The sequence below is a fragment of the Flavobacterium urumqiense genome (genome assembly GCF_900108015.1).
GTDB lineage: Bacteria > Bacteroidota > Bacteroidia > Flavobacteriales > Flavobacteriaceae > Flavobacterium > Flavobacterium urumqiense.
The window spans coordinates 135,041-159,589 of sequence record NZ_FNVP01000006.1; the positions used below are offsets into that span (position 1 = coordinate 135,041).

Here is a 24,549-nt window from a genome sequence, read left to right on the forward strand (position 1 = left end):
TTGTGCCTTTCGAACAAACAACTAAACAATGACTACTTTAAACGAATTGAATGCTATATCGCCAATCGACGGAAGATATAGAAACAAGACTATTTCGCTGGCTCCATTTTTCTCGGAAGAAGCCTTAATCAAATACCGCGTATTGGTTGAAATTGAATATTTCATTGCTTTGTGCGAAGTTCCTTTGCCACAACTAAAAAACGTAAACCCAGATTTATTTGAAAGTTTACGCAATATTTATAAAAATTTCTCCACTGAAGATGCGCTTTGGATCAAAGAAACAGAAAAAGTGACCAACCACGATGTAAAAGCGGTGGAGTACTTTATCAAAGATGCTTTTGAAAAACTGGGCTTGTCCCAATATAAAGAGTTTATTCACTTTGGATTGACTTCTCAAGATATTAATAACACAGCGATTCCGCTATCTACAAAAGAGGCTTTCGAAAAAGTATACATGCCATCTTTGATTACTTTGACATCAAAATTGAAAGATTTAAGTGTTGAATGGCGCGATATTCCAATGCTCGCCCGTACGCATGGACAGCCGGCTTCTCCAACGCGCTTGGGTAAAGAAATTGGTGTTTTTGTAGAGCGTTTAGAAGAGCAAATGCGTTTGTTGTTCAACATCCCGTTTGCAGCTAAATTTGGTGGTGCAACTGGAAATTACAATGCGCATCATGTGGCGTATCCACAAATTGACTGGAGAAAATTCGGAGCGAAATTTGTGGAGGATAACCTTGGTTTACACCACTCCTTCCCTACTACACAAATTGAACATTATGATCATTTCGCTGCATTTTTTGATGCTTTGAAAAGAATAAATACTATCATCATTGATTTAGACCGAGACATTTGGACGTATGTTTCGATGGAATATTTCAAACAAAAAATTAAAGCAGGAGAAATAGGATCTTCGGCGATGCCACATAAAGTAAATCCTATTGATTTTGAAAATTCAGAAGGAAATTTAGGAATTGCCAATGCGATTTTCGAACATTTATCGGCTAAATTACCATTGTCAAGATTACAACGTGATTTGACTGATAGTACCGTTTTGAGAAATATCGGTGTACCAATGGGACACACGCTAATCGCTTTTGAAGCTACTTTGAAAGGATTGAACAAATTGTTATTGAACGAACCTAAATTCCATGAAGATTTAGAGAAAAACTGGGCTGTTGTTGCTGAAGCGATTCAAACAATTTTGCGTCGTGAAGGATATCCAAATCCGTATGAAGCATTGAAAGGATTAACCAGAACCAATGAAGCGATTGATAAAAAGGCAATTCATGGCTTTATCACAACCTTAGATGTTTCGGATGAAATTAAAGCGGAATTAATGCAAATTACTCCAAGTAATTTCTTGGGAATATAAAAACAAAACATTTACAAAGTACAAAGCAATATGAACAAAAACACCTACAAATTCATATTCCTTTGTACTTTTTTTTTATTTTCTTGTCAAAATAAAAACACTTCTCAAAAAAATAATTTTAAAGAAATTACGCCTGGAGTTGTAATCTCATTTGATGATGCGAGTATAAATGAATGGTGTCAGGCTGATAAAATATTGCGCCAATATTCCTGGAAAGCTACTTTTTGCGTTTCTAAAATAAATACTTTAAATCATTCTGAAATAAAGGAACTCAAGCAATTGCAGAAAGACGGACACGAAATTGCAGGACATGGTTTCCATCATTTTGACGCTCCTAAATTTGTTGCAAAAAATGGAATAGACGCCTACATTAAACAGGAAATAAATCCAATGCTTACTTTAATGCATTTTTATAATTTTAAAGTAACGGCATTTGTTTATCCTTTTGGTTTTAGAAATGCCAACATTGATAATGCCCTTTTGAAAAAATTTGAAATTATCAGAGGAACAACTTATGGCGCTGAAGATCCATTTTTTCAAAATTGCTATTTTAATAACTCCACGCTAGTTTATGGAATAGGTATTGATACGGACCATCCCAATTTCAGCATTCCGTATCTTTTAAAATTATTGGATTATGCTAAACGAAAGCATAAAATTTTAATCCTATTTGGACACAAACCGGTAAAGAAAATCACTGCCAATTATCAGACTACAATGGAAACATTAAAACTGATTTGTAATTATGTCAAACAACATAATATGACGTTTTATAAATTGTCTGAATTAAACAATTTAAAATAACATTTCATTGCAAGAGTGAAAAGCATTAATTTTATAAAAACACAAATGCTTCTGACAATTTAGCCCAGACAAAAGTAAAAAGCCTTGAGGGAAAAAATCATTTTTTCTTGCACTTGCAGAGCGACCAAAGGAAGCTCCTGCAAGGGGAATAGAAAAAACGATTTATGACTGAAAGCTTGAAACGGATGGCTGGAATAGCTCCTAAATTAAAACATAAACTATGGAAACTGCTGCAATAGTTACGGAAACGACACATCACCTACAACCATTGATAAGCGATTTGGGATTAATACTTATGACAGCCGGGATTGCCGTTTTATTATTTAAAAAATTAAAGCAACCGCTGGTTTTGGGTTATTTGATAGCGGGATTTTTGGCTGGAAATCATTTTGATTTTTTCCCATCGGTGACTGATATTAAAAGTGTAGATCTTTGGGCAGAGATTGGCGTAATCTTTTTATTGTTCAGCCTTGGACTGGAATTCAGTTTTAAGAAATTGATGAAAGTGGGCGGAACAGCTTCAATCACTGCGATTACACAAATTGTGACGATGGTCATAATTGGTTATTTTGTTGGTCAATGGATGGATTGGTCCAAAATGGACAGCATTTTTTTAGGGGTAATTCTTTCGATTTCATCGACTACTATTATTCTCAAAACATTTGAAGAATTAGGGGTTAAGGCTCAGAATTTTGCTGGTATTGTCATTGGTTCCCTTATTGTTCAGGATATTGTTGCCATACTAATGATGGTATTATTATCGACTGTTGCCGTTACCAATCAATTTTCGGGTGGAGAATTATTGCAATCAGTTTTGAAACTACTATTTTTCTTAACGATTTGGTTTGTTGGAGGCATCTTTTTTATTCCCACTTTACTCAAAAGAGCAAAGCATTTACTATCCGATGAAATGTTGCTTATTATTTCGCTGGCACTTTGTTTGATGATGGTTATTCTGGCTGCAGATGTTGGTTTTTCACCTGCACTTGGTGCATTTATTATGGGTTCTATCATTGCAGAGACCACGCAGGCAGAACATATAGAGCATTTAGTAAAACCGGTTAAAGATTTATTTGGAGCCGTTTTCTTTGTTTCTGTTGGAATGTTAATTGATCCTGAAACCTTGTATGATCATGCAATTCCTGTCCTCATTCTGTCCCTAATAACCATTTTTGGTCAATCGATAAGCTCTACTGCTGGCGCATTACTTTCGGGTCAACCCTTAAAACAATCCGTGCAAACGGGAATGAGTTTGTCTCAAATTGGGGAATTTTCCTTTATCATTGCGACGTTGGGAATGACATTAAATGTAACGAGTTCATTTTTGTATCCTATAGTGGTAGCGGTTTCGGCAGTAACGACATTCACGACGCCATTTATGATAAAATTGTCCACGCCGTTTTCAGAATATTTATCCAAAAAATTGCCTAGAAAATGGACTAAAAGAATTGAACGTTACAGTGCGAATGCCCAAGCCATTAAATCGGTTAGCAATTGGCAGATTGTAATTAATGCTTATCTCGTTCAAGTCATTGTTCACTCGGTAATAATCGTTGCGGCAATTTTACTCTCCTCTAAATATCTTTTGCCGTTGGTTACTGATTTTCAATTTGGTAATGCCTTAGGCGCATTAATTACTTTGGTGGTACTTTCCCCTTTTTTATGGGCGCTTTCTTTACGTCGTGTTGCGGTAAATGAAGTCGCTATATTGCTCGAGGAACGAAAATATCGAGGACCAATTCTGATGATGCTTCTCTTGAGAGTACTTCTCACCACATTTTTTATTGGATTTTTATTAAATATTTTCTTTTCTCCAATTTTTGCTTTTATTGCTCTGATTGTAGCTTTGGTCGTCTATTTTGTTTTCCAAAAAAAATTAAATGCACAATACCATCGGATTGAAAATCATTTCTTAAAAAACCTAAATGCAAGAGAAATCACAAAAGCCAAAAGAAGCCGAAGCGATTTATCTCCCTGGGATGGACACATGACTTTTTTCGATATTGCCACGGAGTCCAATATTGCAGGAAAAACATTGGAGGAATTAAAAATTAGGGAACAAATAGGAATAAATATTGCGTTTATTAAGCGAGGCGATATTATGATCAATATTCCCAATAAAAACGAACGATTATTTCCAAATGATGAAATATGCGTGATAGGCACTGATGCGCAGGTAAAAGAATTCAAATCGTATTTGGACCAACATGAAATTGATGTTCCTGATACGCTTACCGAAACCGAAATTGTATTGCGACAAATAGAATTGAAAAATGAATCCTACATTGGAAAAAGTATTCGGGATTCCAAATTGCGGGAGAAAACAAGTGGTTTGGTTGTAGGTATCGAAAAAAAGGGAAAAAGAATCTTAAATCCCGAATCAGATGTAGTATTAGAGAAGGATGATATTCTCTGGATTGTTGGAAATAAAAAATTATTAGCTGATTTGGTTCATAATTAGACATAAAAAAAGTGCAAGAAATGAATCTTGCACTTTTTTTATGTCTTTTTCAGACTATTTTATCTCGAGTAATTTGGAGCCTCTTTAGTAATCGTTACATTATGAGGATGACTTTCGTTGATACCACTTGCAGTGATACGAACAAAGCGACCTGTTTCCTGTAAAGTTGGAATATCTTTTGAACCACAATATCCCATTCCGGCGCGAAGACCACCAATGAATTGTTGCATGCTTTCATTCAATTCTCCTTTGTAAGGTACACGGCCTACAATTCCTTCCGGAACCAATTTCTTAACGTCATCTTCCACATCTTGGAAATAACGATCTTTTGACCCTTCCTGCATTGCTTCAACAGAACCCATACCACGGTATGATTTGAATTTTCTTCCTTCGAAAATAATAGTTTCTCCGGGAGATTCCATTGTTCCGGCTAACAAAGAACCTAGCATTACGCAGTCAGCACCTGCAGCAATAGCTTTAGGAATATCACCTGTGTAACGAATTCCACCATCAGCAATTACTGGAACTCCAGAACCTTTTATAGCAGCAGCAACTTCAAGAACAGCTGAAAACTGAGGAAAACCAACACCAGCAACGATACGAGTCGTACAAATAGAACCTGGTCCAATTCCTACTTTCACACCATCAGCGCCATTTTCAACCAAGTATTTCGCTGCTTCAGCGGTAGCAATATTACCAACAATAACGTCTAATTCTGGGAATTTAGCTTTCACTAATTTTAGTACATCCACTACTCCTTTTGTATGTCCGTGAGCAGTATCGATTATAACGGCATCTACTCCAGCATTAACCAAAGCGGTAGCTCTTTCTACAGCATCTGCAGTAACGCCTAATGCGGCAGCTACGCGTAAACGTCCGTATTTATCTTTATTTGCATTTGGTTTTTGGGTCAATTTAGTAATATCTCTAAACGTAATTAAACCCACTAATTTATAAGCGGCATCTACTACCGGAAGTTTCTCAATTTTATAACCTTGCAAAACTACCTCGGCTTGTTCTAATGAAGTTCCTTCGGCAACAGTTACCAAGTTTTCACTTGTCATTACCTCAACGATAGGTCTTGCATTATTTTTTTCGAAACGCAAATCACGATTAGTGACAATTCCTTTTAGCATTTTGTTTTCATCCACAATTGGAATACCACCAATACCATATTCCTTCATTGCGTTTTTAGCATCGGCAACGGTAGAGGTCAGCGGCAAAGTAACGGGATCGATAATCATACCGGATTCGGCACGTTTTACTTTTCTCACCTTGGCAGCTTGTTGCTCGATAGTCATATTTTTGTGTAAAACACCAATACCGCCCTCTTGGGCCATAGCAATTGCCATAGCGCTTTCGGTTACAGTATCCATAGCAGCGGATACTATTGGAACGTTAAGTGTAATGTTTCTTGAAAATCTAGATTTGATACTCACTTTGCGAGGAAGAACCTCTGAGTAATTAGGAACTAATAGTACATCATCGTAAGTTAATCCTTCACCGATAATCTTAGAATTGTGTGCGATCATTGCAATTGTAGTTAAATTGCATGCAAATATAAACAATCTTATGCAAAAAAACGACTACTTTTTATAATAAATGATTAAATTGCATTGTCAAGGGTATTCTCTCCTCCTATCAACTTTCATTGTTTGTAATCTATAAAATTTGATTAATTTCTTTTCAATGACAGAATCTAAACAAAATATCAAAGGGCTTTCAGAGGATCAGGTATTGAAATCAAGGGCTGAGAATGGCTCAAATTCTTTCGATCATCAAAATAAAAATAACTTTTTGACTTCCTTTATTGAAATGGTAAAGGAACCTATGTTTTTATTGCTGATGACGGCAACAGGAATTTATTTCATTACTGGAGATTATGGAAATGGAGTTTTCATGACGGTAGCAATACTATTAGTTTCAACGATTTCACTTTATCAGGAATCCAAAAGCAGAAATGCCATTGAATCCCTAAAAAAACTATCCCAACCCAAAAGCAAAGTTATTCGCAATAGCGAGATTATAGAAATCCTTAGTGAAGAAATTGTTTTGGGTGATTTCATTCAAATAGAAGAAGGTACATTTATACCGGCTGATGCCACAATTATTCAATCTAATGATTTTTCTGCCAATGAATCAATACTTACAGGCGAATCGCTTGCAGTTTTTAAAAATGAACAGTCTGAAAACAATAAGGTATTTCGCGGAACTATTGTAGCCACCGGCTTGGCCATTTGTGAAGTTAATGCTATTGGTGGCGAAACAAAAATCGGTAAAATCGGTAAAAGCATTGAAACAATTATTGAAGAAAAAACACCTTTACAATTACAAATTGGAAACTTTGTAAAGAAAATGTCTCTTGTAGGTTTAGTCATTTTTGGTATTGTTTGGGGTATCAATTATTACAATTCGAAAAACATTTTAGACAGTCTTCTGAAAGCATTAACCTTAGCAATGAGTATTATTCCAGAAGAAATTCCCGTTGCTTTTACCACTTTTATGGCATTAGGTGCCTGGCGTTTAATGAAAATGGGAATTATTGTAAAACAAACTAAAACAGTAGAAACTTTAGGGAGTGCCACCGTAATATGTACGGATAAAACAGGAACCATTACTCAAAATAAAATGAGTCTGGCGCAGTGGTACATTTTTTCATCTAATGAAATAAAAGATATTGGTACCGAAAATAACAGCTCCAATTTAAGTAAAGAAGAATTGGAATTATTAAGTATCTCGATGTGGGCCAGTGAACCTATTCCGTTTGACGGTATGGAGATTGCTTTGCATGAAGCGTATTCAAAATTAAAAATTACTGATGAAAGAACTAATTTCAAATTAATACACGAATATCCGTTGGATGGAAAACCTCCAATGATGACCCACGTTTTTGAAAACCAAGAAGGAACAAGAATTATTGCTGCCAAAGGCGCTCCGGAAGCATTAATTGCCTGTTCCAATCTATCACAAGAGGAAACCATACAAGTTTCCAAAGCTGTTGAAGCCATGGCAAATAGGGGCTTTCGTGTTTTGGGAGTTGGTGTAACTGAATTTTTGGGGGATAATTTTCCAAAAATTCAGCAAGATTTTGCTTTTCATTTTATGGGTCTAGTTGCTTTTTATGATCCACCAAAAGAGAATATTAAAGCCGTTTTTGAAACGTTTTATAACGCAGGAATTTTAGTGAAAATAGTTACTGGCGATAATGCAGTCACAACATCTACTATAGCAAAGCAAGTTGGTTTCAGAAACCATGAAAAAACAGTAAACGGAGATGAATTAATGGCAATGGATGACGCTACTTTGAAAGAAAAAGTAATGGAAACAACCATCTTTACGAGAATGTTCCCCGAGGCCAAACTTAAAATCATAAAAGCCTTAAAAGATAATACTCAAATTGTAGCCATGACTGGTGATGGCGTAAACGATGGTCCCGCATTAAAATCAGCGCACATAGGAATTGCTATGGGTAAAAAAGGAACAGAAATTGCCAAAGAAGCGGCTAATTTAATTCTGATTGATGATGATTTTTCTAAAATGACGGATGCAATTGCTATGGGAAGAAAAATTTATATCAATCTAAAAAAGGCGATTCAGTATATTATTTCCATACATATTCCCATTATCCTAATTGTCTTTATTCCTCTGGCATTGGGTTGGATTTATCCAAATATTTTCTCGCCAGTTCACGTTATTTTTCTGGAAATAATAATGGGCCCTACCTGTTCTATTATCTATGAAAATGAACCTATGGAACGAAATCTAATGTTGCTAAAGCCGAGGCCTTTTACTAAAACTTTTTTTAATTTGAAAGAAATCACCATCAGCATCATACAGGGACTTATGATCACTATTGGACTCTTATTTGTTTATCAATATTGTGTGGCGACGAATTGTATCGAAAGCGTAACGCGAACAACTATTTTTCTAACATTGATATCGTCTAACATCTTTCTGACCCTTGTTAATCGTTCTTTTTATTATTCAATATTTACAACTTTAGGCAATAAAAATAATTTAGTTTTAATGATTATTTCCTTAACCATTTTCATTACCGCTTTACTTTTATTTGTACCTGTATTTTCACATTTCTTTCAATTTGAGAAGGTTTCAGGAAGCCAAATAGGTTTGAGTATTTTAGTTGGATTTGTTTCGGTTCTTTGGATAGAAATATACAAATGGTTCAAACGCAGAAAAGACCAATAACTCAATATTAAACCAAAATATCAAACTAATTTGATGCTTCTTTATCCTTAAAAATAATATTTAGACCGAATTGAAAAGATAAACTGTTGGCTTTTGCAACATCTCTATATTCTAAAAGGTTATCAGCAAGAATATAAAAATTTACAGGTCCAAAATTACTGGACAATCCCAATCCTATATTTTTAAAAGAGTACGAATCTATTGTGTAAGTAGCCTTCATTTGTAATGCATTGAAAATTTTCCTTCTGTAATAGGTTGTAAAAGCGATCAATGGTATTCGTGGCGTTGACATAACAAATAACTGGGCACCAACGGCACTTTTATAAATAGTTTCTGAGTTATAATCCGTGCAATTACAGTCCGTAGCTCGTTCTTCTTTAAATGAATATTGAATAGAGGAGTTGAATTTTGCAGGTCGCCAAGTTGTATATTTCGCATTCAAAGTATCTAACTGAATGGCATCCTTAAATTCCTGATAGACATTCCCTCCTGAACTTTCGCCATTAAATTTAGGGTTTATTCCTTCGTACTTATAATATCCTTTGTATGTCAAATTCTCCACCTCTTTGGTGTGTTTAATAAAACCAACATCAACAATACTTGCCGTGAATTGGATATTTTTTTTAGGATAGTAGGTAAGCCCAGCATCAAAACCTAAGCCTAAATTACCACCAAATAAAGCTCTACTTTTAATGTCTTTTGCCACTTCACCATCATAATTCTGATCGTCATACTTAGCAATACCTGATGTATTGAGTTGCAAATTAGAGTAGATAACTTGTTCGTACATATTAACGTTCGAAGGAATTGTATAAATATATCCTGAATTTTTTGTTGACGAGGCATTAAAAATACTGGAATAAATTTTCCCTCTAAATCCTACTGTCAGCCTCTCATTTATATTTTTATGATAACCGATATGCAGCGCCGTCAGCATTTCTGCTTTTACATTCAAATCACCCAAATCAAATACTTTCCCCAGATATCCTTTATTTCCCTCTAAAGCCAGAATAGCGTGATCTTTAGGCATATAGCTCAGGAAATCGAATTCCTGATACATTCCAAAAGAAACATAAGAATCATATTGATCTTGTCCGCCTTTAATTCTAAAACCTCCACTGAATAATTCTATTTGTTCGTTTATTGCTGCTCTATCTTTTCTTGTGGTGGAAAACACGACATCGCGCAATTTTACGTTAAAATCTATTCCATTGTTTGCAAATAAATCATAAGCAGAGAAACCACTGGATCCTACATTCGCCGAAATTCCCGATAATAATGGAATTCCAAAATAGAATTTATATTTTACATCAGACCCTGGATTAGTCATCAAAGACTGAGGCACTGCCGTAAAATTATATAAAAGTTGTTTGTTTTGTGAAATACTTTTAACCGATACAAATAGAACAAAAAGCAAGATTAATTTTTTCATTGAACTATTAAGTGAGCGGTTACATCAGAACGTAATTTTAAATTCCCTGAGCTATTCTCAGTCAATGCGGCGCCTGGAAGCATTCTTAGAACAAAAGTCATTTTAGTGGTGCGTTTCAATAGATCCAGTTTAGAATTTTCAAATTTTTCAGTTTTTGTAATTGGATTTGCTAAACCAGTATAAGCCGGAATATTGAAGTTTATCTTATAAAGTGGCTGATTGTTTCTATCCTGCAATATAATATCTAATGTATATTCTCTATTAATTGTGTTGATTAATTCAAAAGATAATTCAGCTCTCGTTAAATGCTTTTTAAAAAAAGCGTCATTAAACACATCAACTGTTGGAGAACCAACCGTCAAATTCTGATCGTTTCCATTGGTCACAAATTCATGTGCAGGAATTTCAAAGTAGGCCAAATTAGCTACAAAAACAGGTTCTAATTTCAAATTATTAGCCTGATTGAAATCTAAATCACTTGAACATGAAAAAGTGAATAAGGATATAATAAGTAATAAAAAAATTCTATTGAAAGACACTCGTTTCATTATTTAAATTTATTAAAATCAGTCTCAATTATTACAATACGAACGCATCATTTCTTTAATTATTATTTTACTAACCAAATGTTAATATTGAAGCAATCATGCTTATTCATTAATGAAATTCCCCAAATAACTTAGAAGCTTCATTATAAGCACTTTCAAAACTCATTGGACTTAAGTTAGTATTTTCTTTTTTTGAAGTGAAATAGGATAATAATTTCTCTGTAGGCATATTACCTGTCAAATCATCGGTCGCCATAGGACAGCCGCCAAAACCTTGAATCGCGCCATCATAGCGACGGCAACCCGCTTTGTAAGCTGCATCAATTTTCTCAAACCATTTATCTGGCGTGGTATGTAAATGAGCTCCAAACTCTATTTCAGGATATTTTGGAATTAAATTCGAAAATAAATAGCTAATCGCATCAGGTGTTGAACTTCCTACCGTATCCGAAAGCGATAAAATTTTAACGCCCATATCAGATAATTTTTGGGTCCATTCCCCTACAATTTCAGTGTTCCATGGATCACCATATGGATTTCCAAATCCCATAGAAAGATAAGCTACCACTTCTTTTTTACTTTTATACGCAATTTCTAAAATCTCTTGTAAAGTAATTAATGATTCAGCTATTGTTTTATGGGTATTTCGCATTTGGAAATTTTCTGAAATCGAAAAAGGAAAACCCAAGTATTGTATTTCAGGATGAACAGCAGCTAATGTTGCGCCTTGCGTATTCGCAATAATTGCCAATAATTTACTTCGGGTTTGAGATAAGTCGAGTTGTGCTAGTACTTCGGCGGTATCCTGCATTTGCGGAATCGCTTTTGGCGAAACAAAACTACCAAAATCTATAGAATCGAATCCTACACGCAATAAAGATTGGATGTATGCCACTTTCCTCTCAGTAGGTATAAATGGCTTTATGCCTTGCATGGCATCGCGTGGACATTCTATAATTTTTATTGGCTCCATAGAAAGCCAAAGATAGAAAAACAATTATGAATTATAAATTTTGAATTTCTAATTTTATAAAAATTTCAACTATTATGTATTTTGGTAATAAAATAAAATATTACATTATTTGGTAATATAGTATTACACCACTTTTCTGTTTTTTGCTTCATAATTACCAATCATTTTGAAGCAATTGGCTTTTTATTGGCTGCAAAATCAATTTTTCTTTTTGGAGATTTGAAAGAAGTAAAAGACCAAAACTTACTCAATATCTTATTATTGGAACCTTACTGAGTTTTGAAATTGCTATGCTATCCGGGCTTTTTAATATCTCGGGGGCTGCAATCGTTTTAAAATTTCTTTGTTTATGGCTTTCACCAAAGCGGGACCTTCGTAAATAAAACCAGTGTACAATTGCACTAGACACGCTCCAGCTTCCAATTTTTCGATCGCATCTTCGGCAGAATGAATTCCTCCCACTCCAATAATTGGAAAGGCTTTTTTACTTTTTTGAGATAAAAAACGGATAACTTCAGTAGAACGTTTTGCTAACGGTTTCCCTGATAACCCTCCCATTTCTGATTTATTTTCGGATTGTAATCCTTCGCGAGAAATAGTTGTATTCGTTGCAATAACTCCGGCAATCTTGGTTTCTTTCACAATATCTATTATATCCAGCAATTGCTCATCAGTTAAGTCAGGAGCTATTTTTAGTAAAATTGGTTTTTGTTTTGGCTTAGCCAAATTCTTGTTCTGTAGTGTTTGCAACAGTTGAGTCAATGGCTCTTTATCCTGTAAGGCACGAAGATTTGGTGTGTTTGGCGAACTCACATTGACTACAAAATAATCTACATAATCATATAACGCATCAAAACAGATTTCGTAATCTAAGGTCGCTTCTTCGTTAGGAGTCAGTTTGTTTTTACCAATATTTCCACCAATTAAAACACCCTTATTTTTTTTCAATCGTTCTGCTGCTTCTTGAACACCACCGTTATTAAAACCCATGCGGTTAATTATGGCGCTATCTTCCTTAAGACGAAATAAACGTTTTTTGGGATTTCCTTCCTGACCTATAGGAGTAAGCGTTCCTATTTCGATAAAACCAAAACCAAAGTTGGATAATTCTTTATACAACTTGGCATCCTTATCAAAACCGGCAGCCAATCCCACCGGATTTTTGAATTTCAGTCCAAATACTTCCGTTTCTAGTCTTGAATCATTGACATCATAAAGTGATTTAAAAAGAAAAGAAAATCCAGGAATTTTAGATAAAAATTGAATCAGTGAAAAAGTGAAATAATGAACTTTTTCCGGGTCAAACCAAAAAAGTAGAGGACGAATTATTAATTTATACATGTTTGTTATGTTGGTAATGCAAAAATAGAACTATCTACTCGATATTTAAATATTTGTAAAATAATTTTAGTAAATCATTTTTATTTTTAAAAACAAACTTCAAATCAACTTCAATTTATAGTTTATCTAATAGGCTTTTTTTATTTTTTATAGAAACAATCTACATAGCTGCATTATATACCGTTTAAAATAAATTACCATTTCGTGTTTTAATATTTAACTTAAAAAAAAGCAATTAAAAAAATCTTAATTTGCGGAGATTCTTTTCTATTTTGTAGGATGTGTATTTATTGTAACAAGCTGTAAGCCTTTCAAAAAAGAAAATATAAAAAAACTTTTAATATGGCTCCTACAAAAAAAGGTATTGAAGAGCACAGTTTTTTTTCACCGAGGCAATAAACAAAAGTGACTTTTTATCTGCAGCCAATTGTTACAAAATAGATGCATAATTTATGCAACCCAATTCAAAAGCTGCCGCTGACAGAAATAACACACTTCACATTATGTCGGGTTTCATGAAATCAGGGATGCCAAAATTCAGCTTGAATATTATATAAGTTTGGAAAAATAATGATTTACTGGTATCAGAAGATAAATGGACATTTACCGATTAAGATGGCAAAGAAGTAGACATTGGAAAATCATAAGTCGTTTGGAAAATGGAAAATCTTCCGTGATTGTTATAAGTCTGATATGCCAATGCCTGAGTAAAATGAAATTATTTTTCTATCTAAAGAATAAAAAAACCGAAACTACAAAATATGGTTCCGGTTTATTAGTTTTTAAAATTAAAAAATAAAATTCACACTAAATATTTTGACTTTCGTGATTTTATTTTTCCTATTTCATTTTCGTTTTTTTCATCATCATTCCATTCATATCCATTTTATCTCCATTTTTCATCATCATGGTTTTGCCGTCTTTCATTTTTACCATTCCGTTTGGAGAAACCATTGAACCGTTAGACACCATCATTTCTTTTTCCATCCTCATCATTTTGCCGTCCTTCATCATCATCATTTTACCGTCTTTCATCTTAACATACTCTTTCATTTTATTCATCATAACCATTCCATTCATATCGATCATGTCTCCGTTCTTCATCATCATGGTTTTACCATTTTTCATTTTAACCTTCCCATTTAAATAGACAACATAACCATTTGACATGGTCATTTCTTTTACCATCATCATCATTTAATCCTCTTTCATCACCATCATTTTACCGTCTTTCATCATTAAATGATCTTTCATTTGCACCACTTTAGCACTATGCATTTTGGAATCATTCATTTTTAAATCCTTGGCCATAACTCCTAAAGAGCACATAAGCAATCCTACTAAAATAAATAAATTTTTCATAACTTTTTGTTTTTTAATTGTTTAGTTTAAAATTACAAAAAATATAATTATGAGAATTATTATATTTTGAATTTATTTAAATAAAAAAATAGTGTATTCTATTTAACAGCGTATCGAGAAATTCTATAAAAACACAATAAGGCTCAAATGGTATTATTCGCCCTTATTTTGTTTTAGCTTTATCTTAAATGTAAAAAATACAACAACGGTATCATAAGTACGATAGCCGGTTTACCTATCAAGCTATCTCCACCATTCCAATAATATTTGACATCATCGGTATAATAGGACATCCATCCATATTACCTTCGGTTAAAACCTCTGATGATTTTTTACCGATCTAGATATATTTAGCATCCGCAAATTCAACTGGTTATACTTTTGCATCAGCTGAAGAATTTACTGCTGGAGTTTCTTCCATCTTCATATTTTTCTTGCAACCTACAAGGAAAGAAAAGCACATAACAAATAGTACTAATTTTTTTATATTCTAAAAATTAAAGTTAGTAATCAAAAACATTTGGGAAATCTAAGATTAAATTTAATAATCAAAATATCACTTGCTTTTTTTAAATTTTACGATTCAAAATGCTGATTATCGAACTTATAAATTTCTTTAAGAAAGCCTAAAATTCAAAAAAATGTTTTGCAACAAAGTTCACTCGAAAGAAAATCCTTAATACTGAGGAAAATAGCATTCATTTCTGACAAACGGCACGATTTTAGAGTAAAATACATTAAATTAGCATTGAAAATTAACAACAAATTCCAATTTTACAATTAAATATCCCGTATCATGAAAATTAAAATCACGCTTACCTTATTATTCTTCTTTGGCGTTCAATCTTTTTTTGCGCAAGCTGTGAAAAATGACAGTGTTAAGATCGCTACAAATACCACGGTAGTAACCACGGTAACAACAACAAAAGACACTCTTAAAGTTGCAGGAACTAGCGCACTATTAAACAAAGACAATGGAGTAGTAAATCGGGATGAAAAAGCTTTGAATGACAGACTACGGGCTGAAAAGAAAGCACTAAAAGAAACTAAAAGAATTGAGAAGGAGAAAAAGGTCTTCGAAAAAAAGCAAAAACGCTTTGAAAAACAACAAGATAAAATCGCTTCAAATGAAAGATCTGTTGCTAAACTCAAAAATAAACTTGCAAATGAAAAACAAAATTTTGCGCAGCGAACAGCAAGATTAGAATCCAAAAAAGCAAGAGGAAAACTTTCATCTACAAACATTGAAAAGGAAAATATTAAAATAAGCAAAAGCCAGATAAAAATCAACAAATTAGAAGACGATTTGGAAAAAGCTGGAAATAAACTCACTAAAAGTAGAAATTAAAAGCAACCACCTTCGGGTGGTTTTTTTATGCAAAAAATAAAATTTTAATACAAATTACTTCTAATTTCACCTTTTGTCCCGATTTTAAAAATTTAAAAAAAATACAAAAATCTTGGCTAGTAACTACTCAAAAATGCTTTTTAAAAAATGATTATATTTGCATAAAACAAATAAAAAATGCAACATATTATAGATCGATTCATCAGTTATGTAACTATTGATACAGAATCTGACGCCAACTCAGAAACTACTCCAAGTACAGCTAAACAATGGGACCTAGCCAATAAACTAGTTGAGGAATTGAAAGCTATTGGGATGCAAGAAGTAACAATAGATGACAAGGCATACATCATGGCTACCTTGCCAAGTAATGTTATTCATGAAGTACCAACTATTGGATTTATTTCACACTTTGACACTACACCCGATTTTACCGGAGCCAATGTAAAACCTCAAATTATTCCTAATTATGATGGTAAAGACATTGTCTTAAATGCAGAACAAAATATCATATTATCACCTAATTATTTTAAAGATTTGTTATTGTACAAAGGAAAAACCTTGATTACAACTGACGGAACTACACTATTAGGAGCTGATGATAAAGCCGGAATCACCGAGATTGTTACCGCAATGGAATTCCTTATCAATAATCCAGAAATCAAACACGGAAAAATCAGAGTGGGTTTCACACCAGATGAAGAAATTGGCCGTGGCGCGCATCATTTTGATGTAGCAAAATTTGGAGCGGAATGGGCATATACTATGGATGGTAGCCAAATAGGTGAACTGGAATATGAAAATTTTAATGCGGCTGGTGCCAAAATTATTTTCAAAGGAAAAAGTGTTCATCCTGGTTATGCCAAAGGCAAAATGATCAATTCGATGCTGATTGCTAATGATTTCATCAATGAATTACCTTCTAATGAAACACCCGAAACTACAAAAGGGTATGAAGGTTTTTTTCATGTGCATCACCTTACGGGAAGTATTGAAGAAACCGTTTTAGAACTGATTATCAGAGATCATAACAAGAAAAAGTTTGAAAAACGCAAAGAATTAATCGAGAAAATTACTCGAAAAATAAACAAGAAATTCGCGAAACAATTTAGTGCTGATATTGTTACGGCCGAAATAAAAGATCAATATTACAATATGAAAGAAAAGGTAACACCTGTAAAACATATTGTGGATATTGCTGAAAAAGCGATGAAGGAAATAGGGATAAAACCACTAATAAAACCTATTCGCGGCGGAACTGACGGTTCTCAATTGTCATACAAAGGATTGCCTTGCCCAAATATTTTTGCCGGAGGACATAATTTCCATGGAAAATACGAATATGTTCCAGTGGAAAGTATGCAAAAAGCAGTAGAAGTTATTGTAAAAATTGCTGAATTAACAGCGATAGGAGATTATGTTAAAACGGATGAAACAGTTAAAAATAAAAATAATTAGAATCATCAAAAATCGATACAAATACTTGGGATAAAATCAATAGTTGATTAGAAGAATTAGAATTTCTGAAATCAATTATTGCCAAAACCGCATTCATCAAAACTGCCAAGTGGGGAAGTTGTGTTTATATCTTGGACAACAAAAATGTGATCGAAATTGAAGGATTTGAAAATTATTTTACGATTTGGTTTTTTAATGGCGTTTTCTGAAAGATGAAAAGAAAGTATAGTCAACGCACAAGAAGGGATTACTAAATCGTTGCCACAATGGCGATTTACATCACTAGACGAAATAGTTGAAGCTTTTGTAATGGAATACAATCATGCAAAAAATGAAAATGAAAAGTAGGGAAAAATTATAAAACCCAAAATGCCAGAGTAGCAATTGGAATGCCGGAAATTCTCCAAAAAGAATTACATTTTAACAGGTATTTATCAGAAACTTTTTTGAAATTTTCCCCATACAAACAAAAGGAGTTTTTATAATATATATTCAATGCAAAACGAGAAGAAACTGAACGCTGCTGGATTGAAAAAATAAAACCAATAATAATTGAAAACATTGGTTTAAACGATAAAAACTGATAAAATAAAGTCCCAATCCTAACTCAGAGTTGGGGCTTTTTATTTAAAGCCACACTAGACTAATACATTCTATTGTCGTAATCATTTATACAATCTCTTTTAAAAAAAGAAACACTTCCTACCTTGTTTACAATTTCCTGCCAATTAGAATAAATTATCTAAATCATTCTGAAAAGCTTAACATTGACTAGTGTATTAAATCACTATATTTACTTACAATCACTTAACAATTTAGTAACACTAAAACAACTATTCGTTTAATTGAATAAAACTAATACTATAAATTATGACACAAATGAAAGAAGCGGAAACTAATCCAGTACCTCCAGCAAAATCTGAAATTGAAAAGCCAATTAGTGCTCGAAGAACGAAAGTCGTTAAACCTGTAGCGGAACCCGTTAAAATTATAGAACCTGTAATTGAAGAAATCAAAACGGAAATTATAGAGATTTCGGATATTAGTCTGGATGAAGATAATACCGTTTCAAATAAGAAAAAAAGTAAAAATGAAACCAATAAAAAAGTAAAAATGAAAGATAAAGACAAGAAAAAGGCTAAAAAAGCCGACGCAAAAGAGAAAGCAAAACAAAAAGCGAAAGCAAAAGCCAAAAAGGCAAAAAAAGCCAAAAAGGATAAAGCTAAGAAAGCAAAAGTCAAAGCCAAGATAAAAGCTAAAAAGGCCAAAGCAAAATCTAAAAAAGCAAAAAAGAATAAAAAAAATAAAAAATAACCACATTATTATATAAAAAAATGCCTTGAAAAATCAAGGCATTTTTTAGTAGTTCGAAAACTATTACTATTTTTTTACAGCTGCAGTATTCATTGCTGCGCTCATTTCCATAGAAATGGCGGAACGCTCCATTTTTAATTTTCCTGACATTGTTTCAACGATAACTGTCGTGTCAGCAAGCTCAGAAACTTTTCCGTGAAGTCCACTTTTTGTAATGATTTTGTCACCTACTTTCAAGCTGCTTTCAAATTCTTTTTCGTTTTTAGCTTTCTTTTGCTGTGGTCTAATCATAAAGAAATAGATTACCACAAACATTAATAGAAACGGCGCAAATTGAGTTAATTGTCCCATAATTTTAAAATCTCTTTTTTTGTTTATAAATATTACATTAAACCACGACCAGCTTTAATCATCTTTTTGTTAGCCTGAAGCTCTTTTACTAAATTATCTAAAATTCCGTTGATAAAAATACTACTTTTAGGCGTAGAATACTCTTTGGCAACTTCTAAATATTCGTTAAGGGTAACTTTCACTGGAATCGATGGAAATTTTAGAAATTCACAAATAGCCATTTTAAGAATAATGGTATCAATTTCTGCAATTCTATCGCTATCCCAATTTGGTGTTTTATCAACATATTCTTTAGCAAATTCTGATTCGTTCAAAACTGTTTTTCTAAACAAATCTTTAACAAAATCCTTGTCCTCATTGTCTTTATACAATTTTGGAACTCTGAAATTATCATCTTCCCCAGATTTAATAGCTTTCAACTGCTTGATAATATGCGTATTCACCAACGGAATATCGTCTACCCAAGTTAATTTGTCATCTTCTAAATATTCGTACAGTTTTTCATTAGGAACAATTACATCCATAAATAAATCAACAATAAATTGTTTATCTTCTTCGAATGTGTTGATCGAATTACTCATGTATTTTTCATACAACGTGCTTGCTTTGATATCATTCAAAAGCAACAAGATATAATCATCGTTTAATGTCCAATTGTCAATTTTACGAGTTTCAAGAGCGATACTAAGTGAATTGTTTTCTGAAAGAATTTGAAAAATACTATTTTTAATGAATTTTTCATTTGGCTTACGCTCCTCAGCAGTAGCAAGATGTTTCAGAGATGATTTATGCAAAAAGATAGTTTCTTTTTTACAAATTTCAATCAAGGAAGAAAGCATTATTAGGTATAAATCTTGAATATTGTCGATACTGTAGAAAAGAAATTTTTCCTCTTTTTCCAGATTATCAGAACCGTTTTGATGCATCGCATAAATGGATTGCATAACTTTAACGCGTATGTGTCTTCTATTTACCACCTTGTAAGAACTTTTATTAATTAGACTGCAAAAATAAGAATTTCATCCTTGTAAATAAAATTAAAATACCAAAAAAAGATTTTGGTTCTAATTTACTTTGGCCTATTAAACAACAAATTCTAAAAAATCCAAGCAATGGACTTTTTAGAATTTGAAAATTAATATGAAAATTAGGACTATTTTTTTAAACTGTTTTCTATCTTTCTTTGATCAATACGATTTTGAGCAATAGTCAAAGCCGCATGATGCGTTGTAATTCCATTAGCAATAGCAAATGCAAAAATCTCTAAAGTTGTATTGTAAATATTCTCTGTTTTACGCATGATCTCTGCTTTATCGTAATGCTCTAATTCCGCATAAACATTGATAATTCCACCAGCATTGATTAAAAAATCCGGAGCATAAAGAATGCCTCTTTCCTGCAAAATAGCACCGTGAATATTCTCATTTGCTAATTGGTTATTTGCAGCCCCAGCAATTACTTTAGCTTTTATTTTATGCACAGTAGCATCATTTAAAGTCGCTCCCATTGCACAAGGCGCATATATATCAACATCTGCAGCATATAAATCATCGCCTGTGAATATTGTAGCACCGTACTTAGATCCTACTTCGTACAATTTTTCTTCATTAATATCTGTTATAATAACTATTGCGCCTTCTTTTGTCAAATAATCAACCAAAGTTTCTCCAACATGACCAATTCCTTGAACCAATACTTTTTTCCCACTAAGTACGTCTGAACCAAACTGTTGTTTCGCAGCAGCTTTCATACCAAGATATACACCATAAGCTGTTACAGGAGATGGATTTCCAGAACCTCCTCTTGATTCAGAAATCCCTGTTACATAAGGCGTCACGTCTCTAACGATATCCATATCTGCAGTTTCCATTCCTACATCTTCGGCAGTGATATATCTCCCGCTTAATGAGTGTACAAACTCACCAAACTTACGCATCAACTCAGGTGTTTTTTGGGTTTTGGCGTCGCCAATAATAACCGCTTTACCCCCACCTATATTCAATCCTGTAATGGCTGCTTTATAAGTCATACCGCGGGAAAGTCGTAATACATCATTTAATGCTTCCCATTCGTTAGCGTAATTATACATGCGAGTGCCTCCTAAAGCAGGACCCATAACCGAATTATGAATACCAATAATTGCTTTTAAACCTGTATCTTTGTCGTTACAAAATACAATTTGTTCGTGATTATCAAATGATAATTGACCAAAAACGGGATCCATTTTTTGAAGTTCCTTTCCAGTTGTGAAAGCTGCATTCATAGTATTGATTTTTTGATAGTGATAAAATTATGAATTTGTCAAAAAGACAAGCCAAATTTACATAAAAAATAAATAAGCACTAATATTTTAGCTTAAATTTATCAATATGATAATTATACGAAAGAAAAATAATTTTAATTTTGTCAAAAATTGATTAAAAATCAAAAAATAAAACTATTTCAATAAAGAATATCTTAAAAAAATGAAAGAATTACGTTATTTAAATAAATACTTTGTCAAATATAAATACAGCTTTTCTCTCGGTATCATATTTACCATTATTGCTCAAATATTTTCATTGTTTACACCCAAATTAATTAGCAAATCATTCAAAGTAATTGAATCCTTTTCTAAAGATAAAAATGTAGCAATTTCGGTAATTCGCGAAGAATTAATTTCGAATATTTTGTTGATTATTGCTACTACGATCATTGCTGGCTTTCTTACTTTTTTAATGCGACAAACCCTTATTGTTATGTCGAGACACATTGAATTCGATTTGAAAAATGAAGTATTCCGACAATATGAAAACTTATCGCAGAACTTTTACAAACAAAGTCGCACCGGTGATTTGATGAACCGCATTAGCGAAGATGTTTCTAAGGTCAGAATGTATGTGGGTCCTGCCGTTATGTACACTATAAATACTTTTATTCGTTTTACGATTGTAATCGTATATATGTATAATGTTTCGCCTCGATTGACTTTATATACCATTCTTCCTTTACCAATATTATCGTATTGCATTTTCAAATTAAGTTCCGAAATCAATAAAAGAAGTACCATTTTTCAACAATATTTATCTAAAGTTTCCAGTTTCTCACAAGAAATATTTTCTGGAATCCGTGTGATAAAGGCCTATTCTTTAGAAGATCAACATCAAAACAACATGGTGGATTTAGCGAATGAGAGTAAAAGCAAAAGTTTAAACTTAGCCAAAGTGCAATCTCTATTCGGACCATTAATGCTGGCGTTGATAGGAATAAGTAACTTGGTTGTGATTTATTTTGGAGGTTTAATGTACATTGATGGTACGATAAAAAGCATTGGAACTATAGCAGAATTTATTTTATATGTCAATATGCTTACTTGGCCAGTGGCTTCTCTAGGATGGGTATCTTCTATGGTTCAAGAAGCCGAAGCCTCCCAAAAACGTCTCAACGAATTCCTGAAAATTGAGCCTGAAATAAAAAATAACAATCCTAATAAATCTATAATCGAGGGTACTATTTCTTTTGAAAATGTTAGTTACACTTACGAAGACACCAACATAGAAGCATTAAAAAATGTAACTTTTACAGTCAAAAAAGGAGAAACACTAGCGATTCTTGGAAAAACAGGATCCGGAAAATCAACCATTTCCTCATTAATCTCTAGATTATATGATGTAACAGCAGGAAAAATAAACATTGACGGAAATGAAATAAGTACCGTGAACCTTTATGATTTGCGAAAAAGCATCGGGATTGTACCACAAGATGCCTTCTTGTTTTCGGACAGTATCAAGAACAACATAAAGTTTGGTAAAGAAAACGCAACTGACCAAGAAGTACAATCAGCTGCCAAAAATGCTGTGGTTCATGATAATATCATTGGCTTTAACAAGCAATATGATACTATATTGGGCGAAAGAGGAATTACACTTTCCGGGGGACAAAAACAACGCGTTTCTATTGCCAGAGCAATTATCAAAAACCCTCCTATTTTACTTTTTGACGATTGTTTGTCTGCTGTTGATACAGAGACCGAAGAGGCTATTTTGAATAATTTATCTGAAATTTGCAAGGATAAAACTACCATTATTGTAAGTCACAGAGTTTCATCAGCCAAAAATGCAGACAATATTATCATCCTGGAAGACGGAAAAATTATCCAACAAGGTTCTCATAATCAATTGATAAATCAAGAAGGGTATTATGCATCCCTATATTTAAAACAACTTTCAGAAAAAGAATTGCTTTAATTGTTGTGTAATACATATATTTTTAAGATTTTTGAGTACTACTTAACAACCATAAATTGATAGAAAGGATTATGAGAGAAAATGACATGTTAGAAAAAGAAGAGATATTTTCAAAAGTTTTACGAGCTGGAAGAAGAACTTATTTCTTTGATGTGAGGGCTACAAAAGCAGATGATTATTATATTACGATTACCGAAAGTAAAAAATTCACAGAAGAAGATGGTTCATTCCATTTCAAGAAACACAAAATTTATTTATACAAAGAAGATTTTGCTGCTTTCGCAGAAATCCTAGGCGAAATGACCTCTTACGTTTTGAACCATAAAGGAGAAGAAGTAATTTCTGAAAGACACCAAAAAGATTTTAAAAAAGAATATACTTCTGATAAAGTGGAAGACGAATTTATTCCAAAAACATCATCTTTTACTGATATTGAATTTGATGATATTTAATTCTTAATTACCTATTTACAAACCTAAAGAGTCTAAAAGTCAATTGATTTTTGGACTCTTTTATGTAATTCTACAAAGAAACACTACCTGAAATTATTAAAAAAAAGAAAAGATAGAGTAAATTAAATGTTAAAAATATTCTGGTAAATAATAAAAATTTAGGCAACTTTTATTAAACTTAAAATCTCTTAAGTAATTGCTCTTTTTTCTGAGCAAACAATAGTTTTTATTTCGATTAAATGCATAATTTTATTCCAAAAAAATAGCAATAAACATGTTTTTTTTTAGCAAGACTTATATTAGGTAAAATATTAAAAATGGATACGAAATTATTAATACTTGCAGGGCTTGGCGATTCCGGAGAAAAACATTGGCAGAGCTACTGGTTACAAAAATTTAAAAACAGTTCTAAGTTGGTTCAGGGAAACTGGCAAGAACCTGTACTTGAGGAATGGCTAAGTAATTTAACAGAAGTTATTTCAAAATTAGATTCTCCAACTATTTTGGTGGCGCACAGTCTTGCCGTTTCAATGGTTTTGCATTGGGCTACAGTCAATAATAATCCCAACATAATTGGGGCATTATTGGTTGCTCCTGCCGATGTTGATTCCCCAGATCACACTCCTGAAATAATTTGGAATTTTTCTCCGATACCAACTAAAAAATTAGGTTTCCCATCAATTCTTGTCACCAGTGCTAATGATCCGTATATTTCAACGGAAAGAGCACAATATTTTGCTAAAATGTGGGGTAGCGATTTTGTAAACATTGGTCAAAAAGGACACATCAACTCCGATTCAAATCTCGAATTTTGGGAAGAAGGCCAATTAATTTTAGAAAAATTAATTGATAAAATCAATTCTAATTCCTACTGATAACAATTTAGAAGAAAATATTT

General features: G+C 32.9%; 19 protein-coding genes. 10 read left to right on the forward strand and 9 right to left on the reverse strand.

All coding sequences use genetic code 11. The features are described from left to right. Positions 1-28: 28 nt before the first annotated feature. From purB to C4S35_RS09085, 3 genes are all read left to right on the forward strand, one after another. Complete coding sequence (gene purB / locus C4S35_RS09075) at positions 29-1,375, forward strand: adenylosuccinate lyase (RefSeq protein WP_091208041.1); 1,347 nt, start codon at positions 29-31, stop codon at positions 1,373-1,375. Between the two features lie 30 nt (positions 1,376-1,405). Beyond that, a complete protein-coding gene (locus C4S35_RS09080; RefSeq protein ID WP_103999871.1) occupies positions 1,406-2,179 on the forward strand; it encodes a polysaccharide deacetylase family protein in 774 nt (257 codons plus the stop codon). Between the two features lie 220 nt (positions 2,180-2,399). Further along, the gene (locus tag C4S35_RS09085; RefSeq protein ID WP_103999872.1) at positions 2,400-4,640 is read left to right on the forward strand and encodes a cation:proton antiporter domain-containing protein; all 2,241 of its coding nucleotides are present in this window, start codon (positions 2,400-2,402) and stop codon (positions 4,638-4,640) included. A 59-nt stretch (positions 4,641-4,699) separates the two neighbouring features. Here C4S35_RS09085 and guaB read toward each other — a convergent pair whose 3' ends face one another. Beyond that, a complete protein-coding gene (gene guaB / locus C4S35_RS09090; protein ID WP_103999873.1) occupies positions 4,700-6,172 on the reverse strand; it encodes an IMP dehydrogenase in 1,473 nt (490 codons plus the stop codon). Positions 6,173-6,329: 157 nt separating this feature from the next. Between guaB and C4S35_RS09095 the strand changes: the two genes are divergently transcribed. Next, a complete protein-coding gene (locus C4S35_RS09095; RefSeq protein WP_103999874.1) occupies positions 6,330-8,846 on the forward strand; it encodes a cation-translocating P-type ATPase in 2,517 nt (838 codons plus the stop codon). Between the two features lie 25 nt (positions 8,847-8,871). Here C4S35_RS09095 and C4S35_RS09100 read toward each other — a convergent pair whose 3' ends face one another. The 5 genes from C4S35_RS09100 to C4S35_RS09130 all read right to left on the reverse strand — a co-directional run bounded on the left by C4S35_RS09100 (position 8,872) and on the right by C4S35_RS09130 (position 14,337). Next, the gene (locus C4S35_RS09100; protein WP_103999875.1) at positions 8,872-10,278 is read right to left on the reverse strand and encodes a DUF5723 family protein; all 1,407 of its coding nucleotides are present in this window, start codon (positions 10,276-10,278) and stop codon (positions 8,872-8,874) included. After that, on the reverse strand, positions 10,275-10,826 hold the full coding sequence (locus C4S35_RS09105) for a hypothetical protein (RefSeq protein WP_103999876.1): 552 nt from the start codon (positions 10,824-10,826) through the stop codon (positions 10,275-10,277). The genes C4S35_RS09100 and C4S35_RS09105 overlap by 4 nt, the downstream gene beginning before the upstream one ends. 109 nt (positions 10,827-10,935) lie before the next feature. Continuing rightward, on the reverse strand, positions 10,936-11,799 hold the full coding sequence (locus tag C4S35_RS09110; protein WP_103999877.1) for a hydroxymethylglutaryl-CoA lyase: 864 nt from the start codon (positions 11,797-11,799) through the stop codon (positions 10,936-10,938). 306 nt (positions 11,800-12,105) lie between these two features. Beyond that, complete coding sequence (locus tag C4S35_RS09120) at positions 12,106-13,140, reverse strand: quinone-dependent dihydroorotate dehydrogenase (RefSeq protein ID WP_103999878.1); 1,035 nt, start codon at positions 13,138-13,140, stop codon at positions 12,106-12,108. A gap of 840 nt (positions 13,141-13,980) precedes the next feature. Beyond that, positions 13,981-14,337, reverse strand: coding sequence for a DUF6799 domain-containing protein (locus C4S35_RS09130; protein WP_103999880.1), 357 nt, complete (start codon positions 14,335-14,337; stop codon positions 13,981-13,983). A gap of 961 nt (positions 14,338-15,298) precedes the next feature. On the opposite strand from C4S35_RS09130, the gene C4S35_RS09135 reads away from it, so the two are divergent. The 3 genes from C4S35_RS09135 to C4S35_RS09150 all read left to right on the forward strand — a co-directional run bounded on the left by C4S35_RS09135 (position 15,299) and on the right by C4S35_RS09150 (position 18,622). Continuing rightward, positions 15,299-15,850 carry a hypothetical protein gene (locus C4S35_RS09135; RefSeq protein WP_103999881.1) on the forward strand — a complete coding sequence of 184 codons (552 nt, stop codon included), beginning with the start codon at positions 15,299-15,301 and terminating at the stop codon, positions 15,848-15,850. A gap of 177 nt (positions 15,851-16,027) precedes the next feature. After that, positions 16,028-17,308 (forward strand): peptidase T, encoded by a 1,281-nt coding sequence (gene pepT, locus C4S35_RS09140; RefSeq protein WP_103999882.1) that lies wholly within the window; start codon positions 16,028-16,030, stop codon positions 17,306-17,308. Positions 17,309-18,178: 870 nt separating this feature from the next. Then, entirely contained in the window at positions 18,179-18,622 is a 444-nt protein-coding gene (locus C4S35_RS09150) for a hypothetical protein (RefSeq protein ID WP_103999883.1), read from the forward strand. Positions 18,623-18,688: 66 nt separating this feature from the next. Here the strand turns inward: C4S35_RS09150 and yajC are convergent, their stop codons facing one another. From yajC to C4S35_RS09165, 3 genes are all read right to left on the reverse strand, one after another. Further along, positions 18,689-18,973, reverse strand: coding sequence for a preprotein translocase subunit YajC (yajC, locus tag C4S35_RS09155; RefSeq protein ID WP_103999884.1), 285 nt, complete (start codon positions 18,971-18,973; stop codon positions 18,689-18,691). A gap of 32 nt (positions 18,974-19,005) precedes the next feature. Further along, complete coding sequence (gene nusB, locus C4S35_RS09160) at positions 19,006-19,917, reverse strand: transcription antitermination factor NusB (RefSeq protein ID WP_103999935.1); 912 nt, start codon at positions 19,915-19,917, stop codon at positions 19,006-19,008. A 209-nt stretch (positions 19,918-20,126) separates the two neighbouring features. Further along, positions 20,127-21,236, reverse strand: coding sequence for a Glu/Leu/Phe/Val family dehydrogenase (locus C4S35_RS09165; RefSeq protein ID WP_103999885.1), 1,110 nt, complete (start codon positions 21,234-21,236; stop codon positions 20,127-20,129). A 202-nt stretch (positions 21,237-21,438) separates the two neighbouring features. Here C4S35_RS09165 and C4S35_RS09170 point away from each other — a divergent pair, with 202 nt between their 5' ends. From C4S35_RS09170 to C4S35_RS09180, 3 genes are all read left to right on the forward strand, one after another. Next, on the forward strand, positions 21,439-23,199 hold the full coding sequence (locus C4S35_RS09170) for an ABC transporter ATP-binding protein (RefSeq protein WP_103999886.1): 1,761 nt from the start codon (positions 21,439-21,441) through the stop codon (positions 23,197-23,199). 71 nt (positions 23,200-23,270) lie between these two features. Further along, on the forward strand, positions 23,271-23,651 hold the full coding sequence (locus C4S35_RS09175) for a PUR family DNA/RNA-binding protein (protein ID WP_103999887.1): 381 nt from the start codon (positions 23,271-23,273) through the stop codon (positions 23,649-23,651). A gap of 317 nt (positions 23,652-23,968) precedes the next feature. Beyond that, a complete protein-coding gene (locus C4S35_RS09180) occupies positions 23,969-24,526 on the forward strand; it encodes an RBBP9/YdeN family alpha/beta hydrolase (RefSeq protein WP_103999888.1) in 558 nt (185 codons plus the stop codon). Positions 24,527-24,549: the final 23 nt, after the last annotated feature.

Coding starts and splice junctions, on each gene's coding strand:
- purB (WP_091208041.1), top strand. CDS start 29: ATGACTACTTTAAACGAATTGAATGCTATATCGCCAATCGACGGAAGA.
- C4S35_RS09080 (WP_103999871.1), top strand. CDS start 1,406: ATGAACAAAAACACCTACAAATTCATATTCCTTTGTACTTTTTTTTTA.
- C4S35_RS09085 (WP_103999872.1), top strand. CDS start 2,400: ATGGAAACTGCTGCAATAGTTACGGAAACGACACATCACCTACAACCA.
- guaB (WP_103999873.1), bottom strand. CDS start 6,172: ATGATCGCACACAATTCTAAGATTATCGGTGAAGGATTAACTTACGAT.
- C4S35_RS09095 (WP_103999874.1), top strand. CDS start 6,330: ATGACAGAATCTAAACAAAATATCAAAGGGCTTTCAGAGGATCAGGTA.
- C4S35_RS09100 (WP_103999875.1), bottom strand. CDS start 10,278: ATGAAAAAATTAATCTTGCTTTTTGTTCTATTTGTATCGGTTAAAAGT.
- C4S35_RS09105 (WP_103999876.1), bottom strand. CDS start 10,826: ATGAAACGAGTGTCTTTCAATAGAATTTTTTTATTACTTATTATATCC.
- C4S35_RS09110 (WP_103999877.1), bottom strand. CDS start 11,799: ATGGAGCCAATAAAAATTATAGAATGTCCACGCGATGCCATGCAAGGC.
- C4S35_RS09120 (WP_103999878.1), bottom strand. CDS start 13,140: ATGTATAAATTAATAATTCGTCCTCTACTTTTTTGGTTTGACCCGGAA.
- C4S35_RS09130 (WP_103999880.1), bottom strand. CDS start 14,337: ATGATGATGATGGTAAAAGAAATGACCATGTCAAATGGTTATGTTGTC.
- C4S35_RS09135 (WP_103999881.1), top strand. CDS start 15,299: ATGAAAATTAAAATCACGCTTACCTTATTATTCTTCTTTGGCGTTCAA.
- pepT (WP_103999882.1), top strand. CDS start 16,028: ATGCAACATATTATAGATCGATTCATCAGTTATGTAACTATTGATACA.
- C4S35_RS09150 (WP_103999883.1), top strand. CDS start 18,179: ATGACACAAATGAAAGAAGCGGAAACTAATCCAGTACCTCCAGCAAAA.
- yajC (WP_103999884.1), bottom strand. CDS start 18,973: ATGGGACAATTAACTCAATTTGCGCCGTTTCTATTAATGTTTGTGGTA.
- nusB (WP_103999935.1), bottom strand. CDS start 19,917: ATGCAATCCATTTATGCGATGCATCAAAACGGTTCTGATAATCTGGAA.
- C4S35_RS09165 (WP_103999885.1), bottom strand. CDS start 21,236: ATGAATGCAGCTTTCACAACTGGAAAGGAACTTCAAAAAATGGATCCC.
- C4S35_RS09170 (WP_103999886.1), top strand. CDS start 21,439: ATGAAAGAATTACGTTATTTAAATAAATACTTTGTCAAATATAAATAC.
- C4S35_RS09175 (WP_103999887.1), top strand. CDS start 23,271: ATGAGAGAAAATGACATGTTAGAAAAAGAAGAGATATTTTCAAAAGTT.
- C4S35_RS09180 (WP_103999888.1), top strand. CDS start 23,969: ATGGATACGAAATTATTAATACTTGCAGGGCTTGGCGATTCCGGAGAA.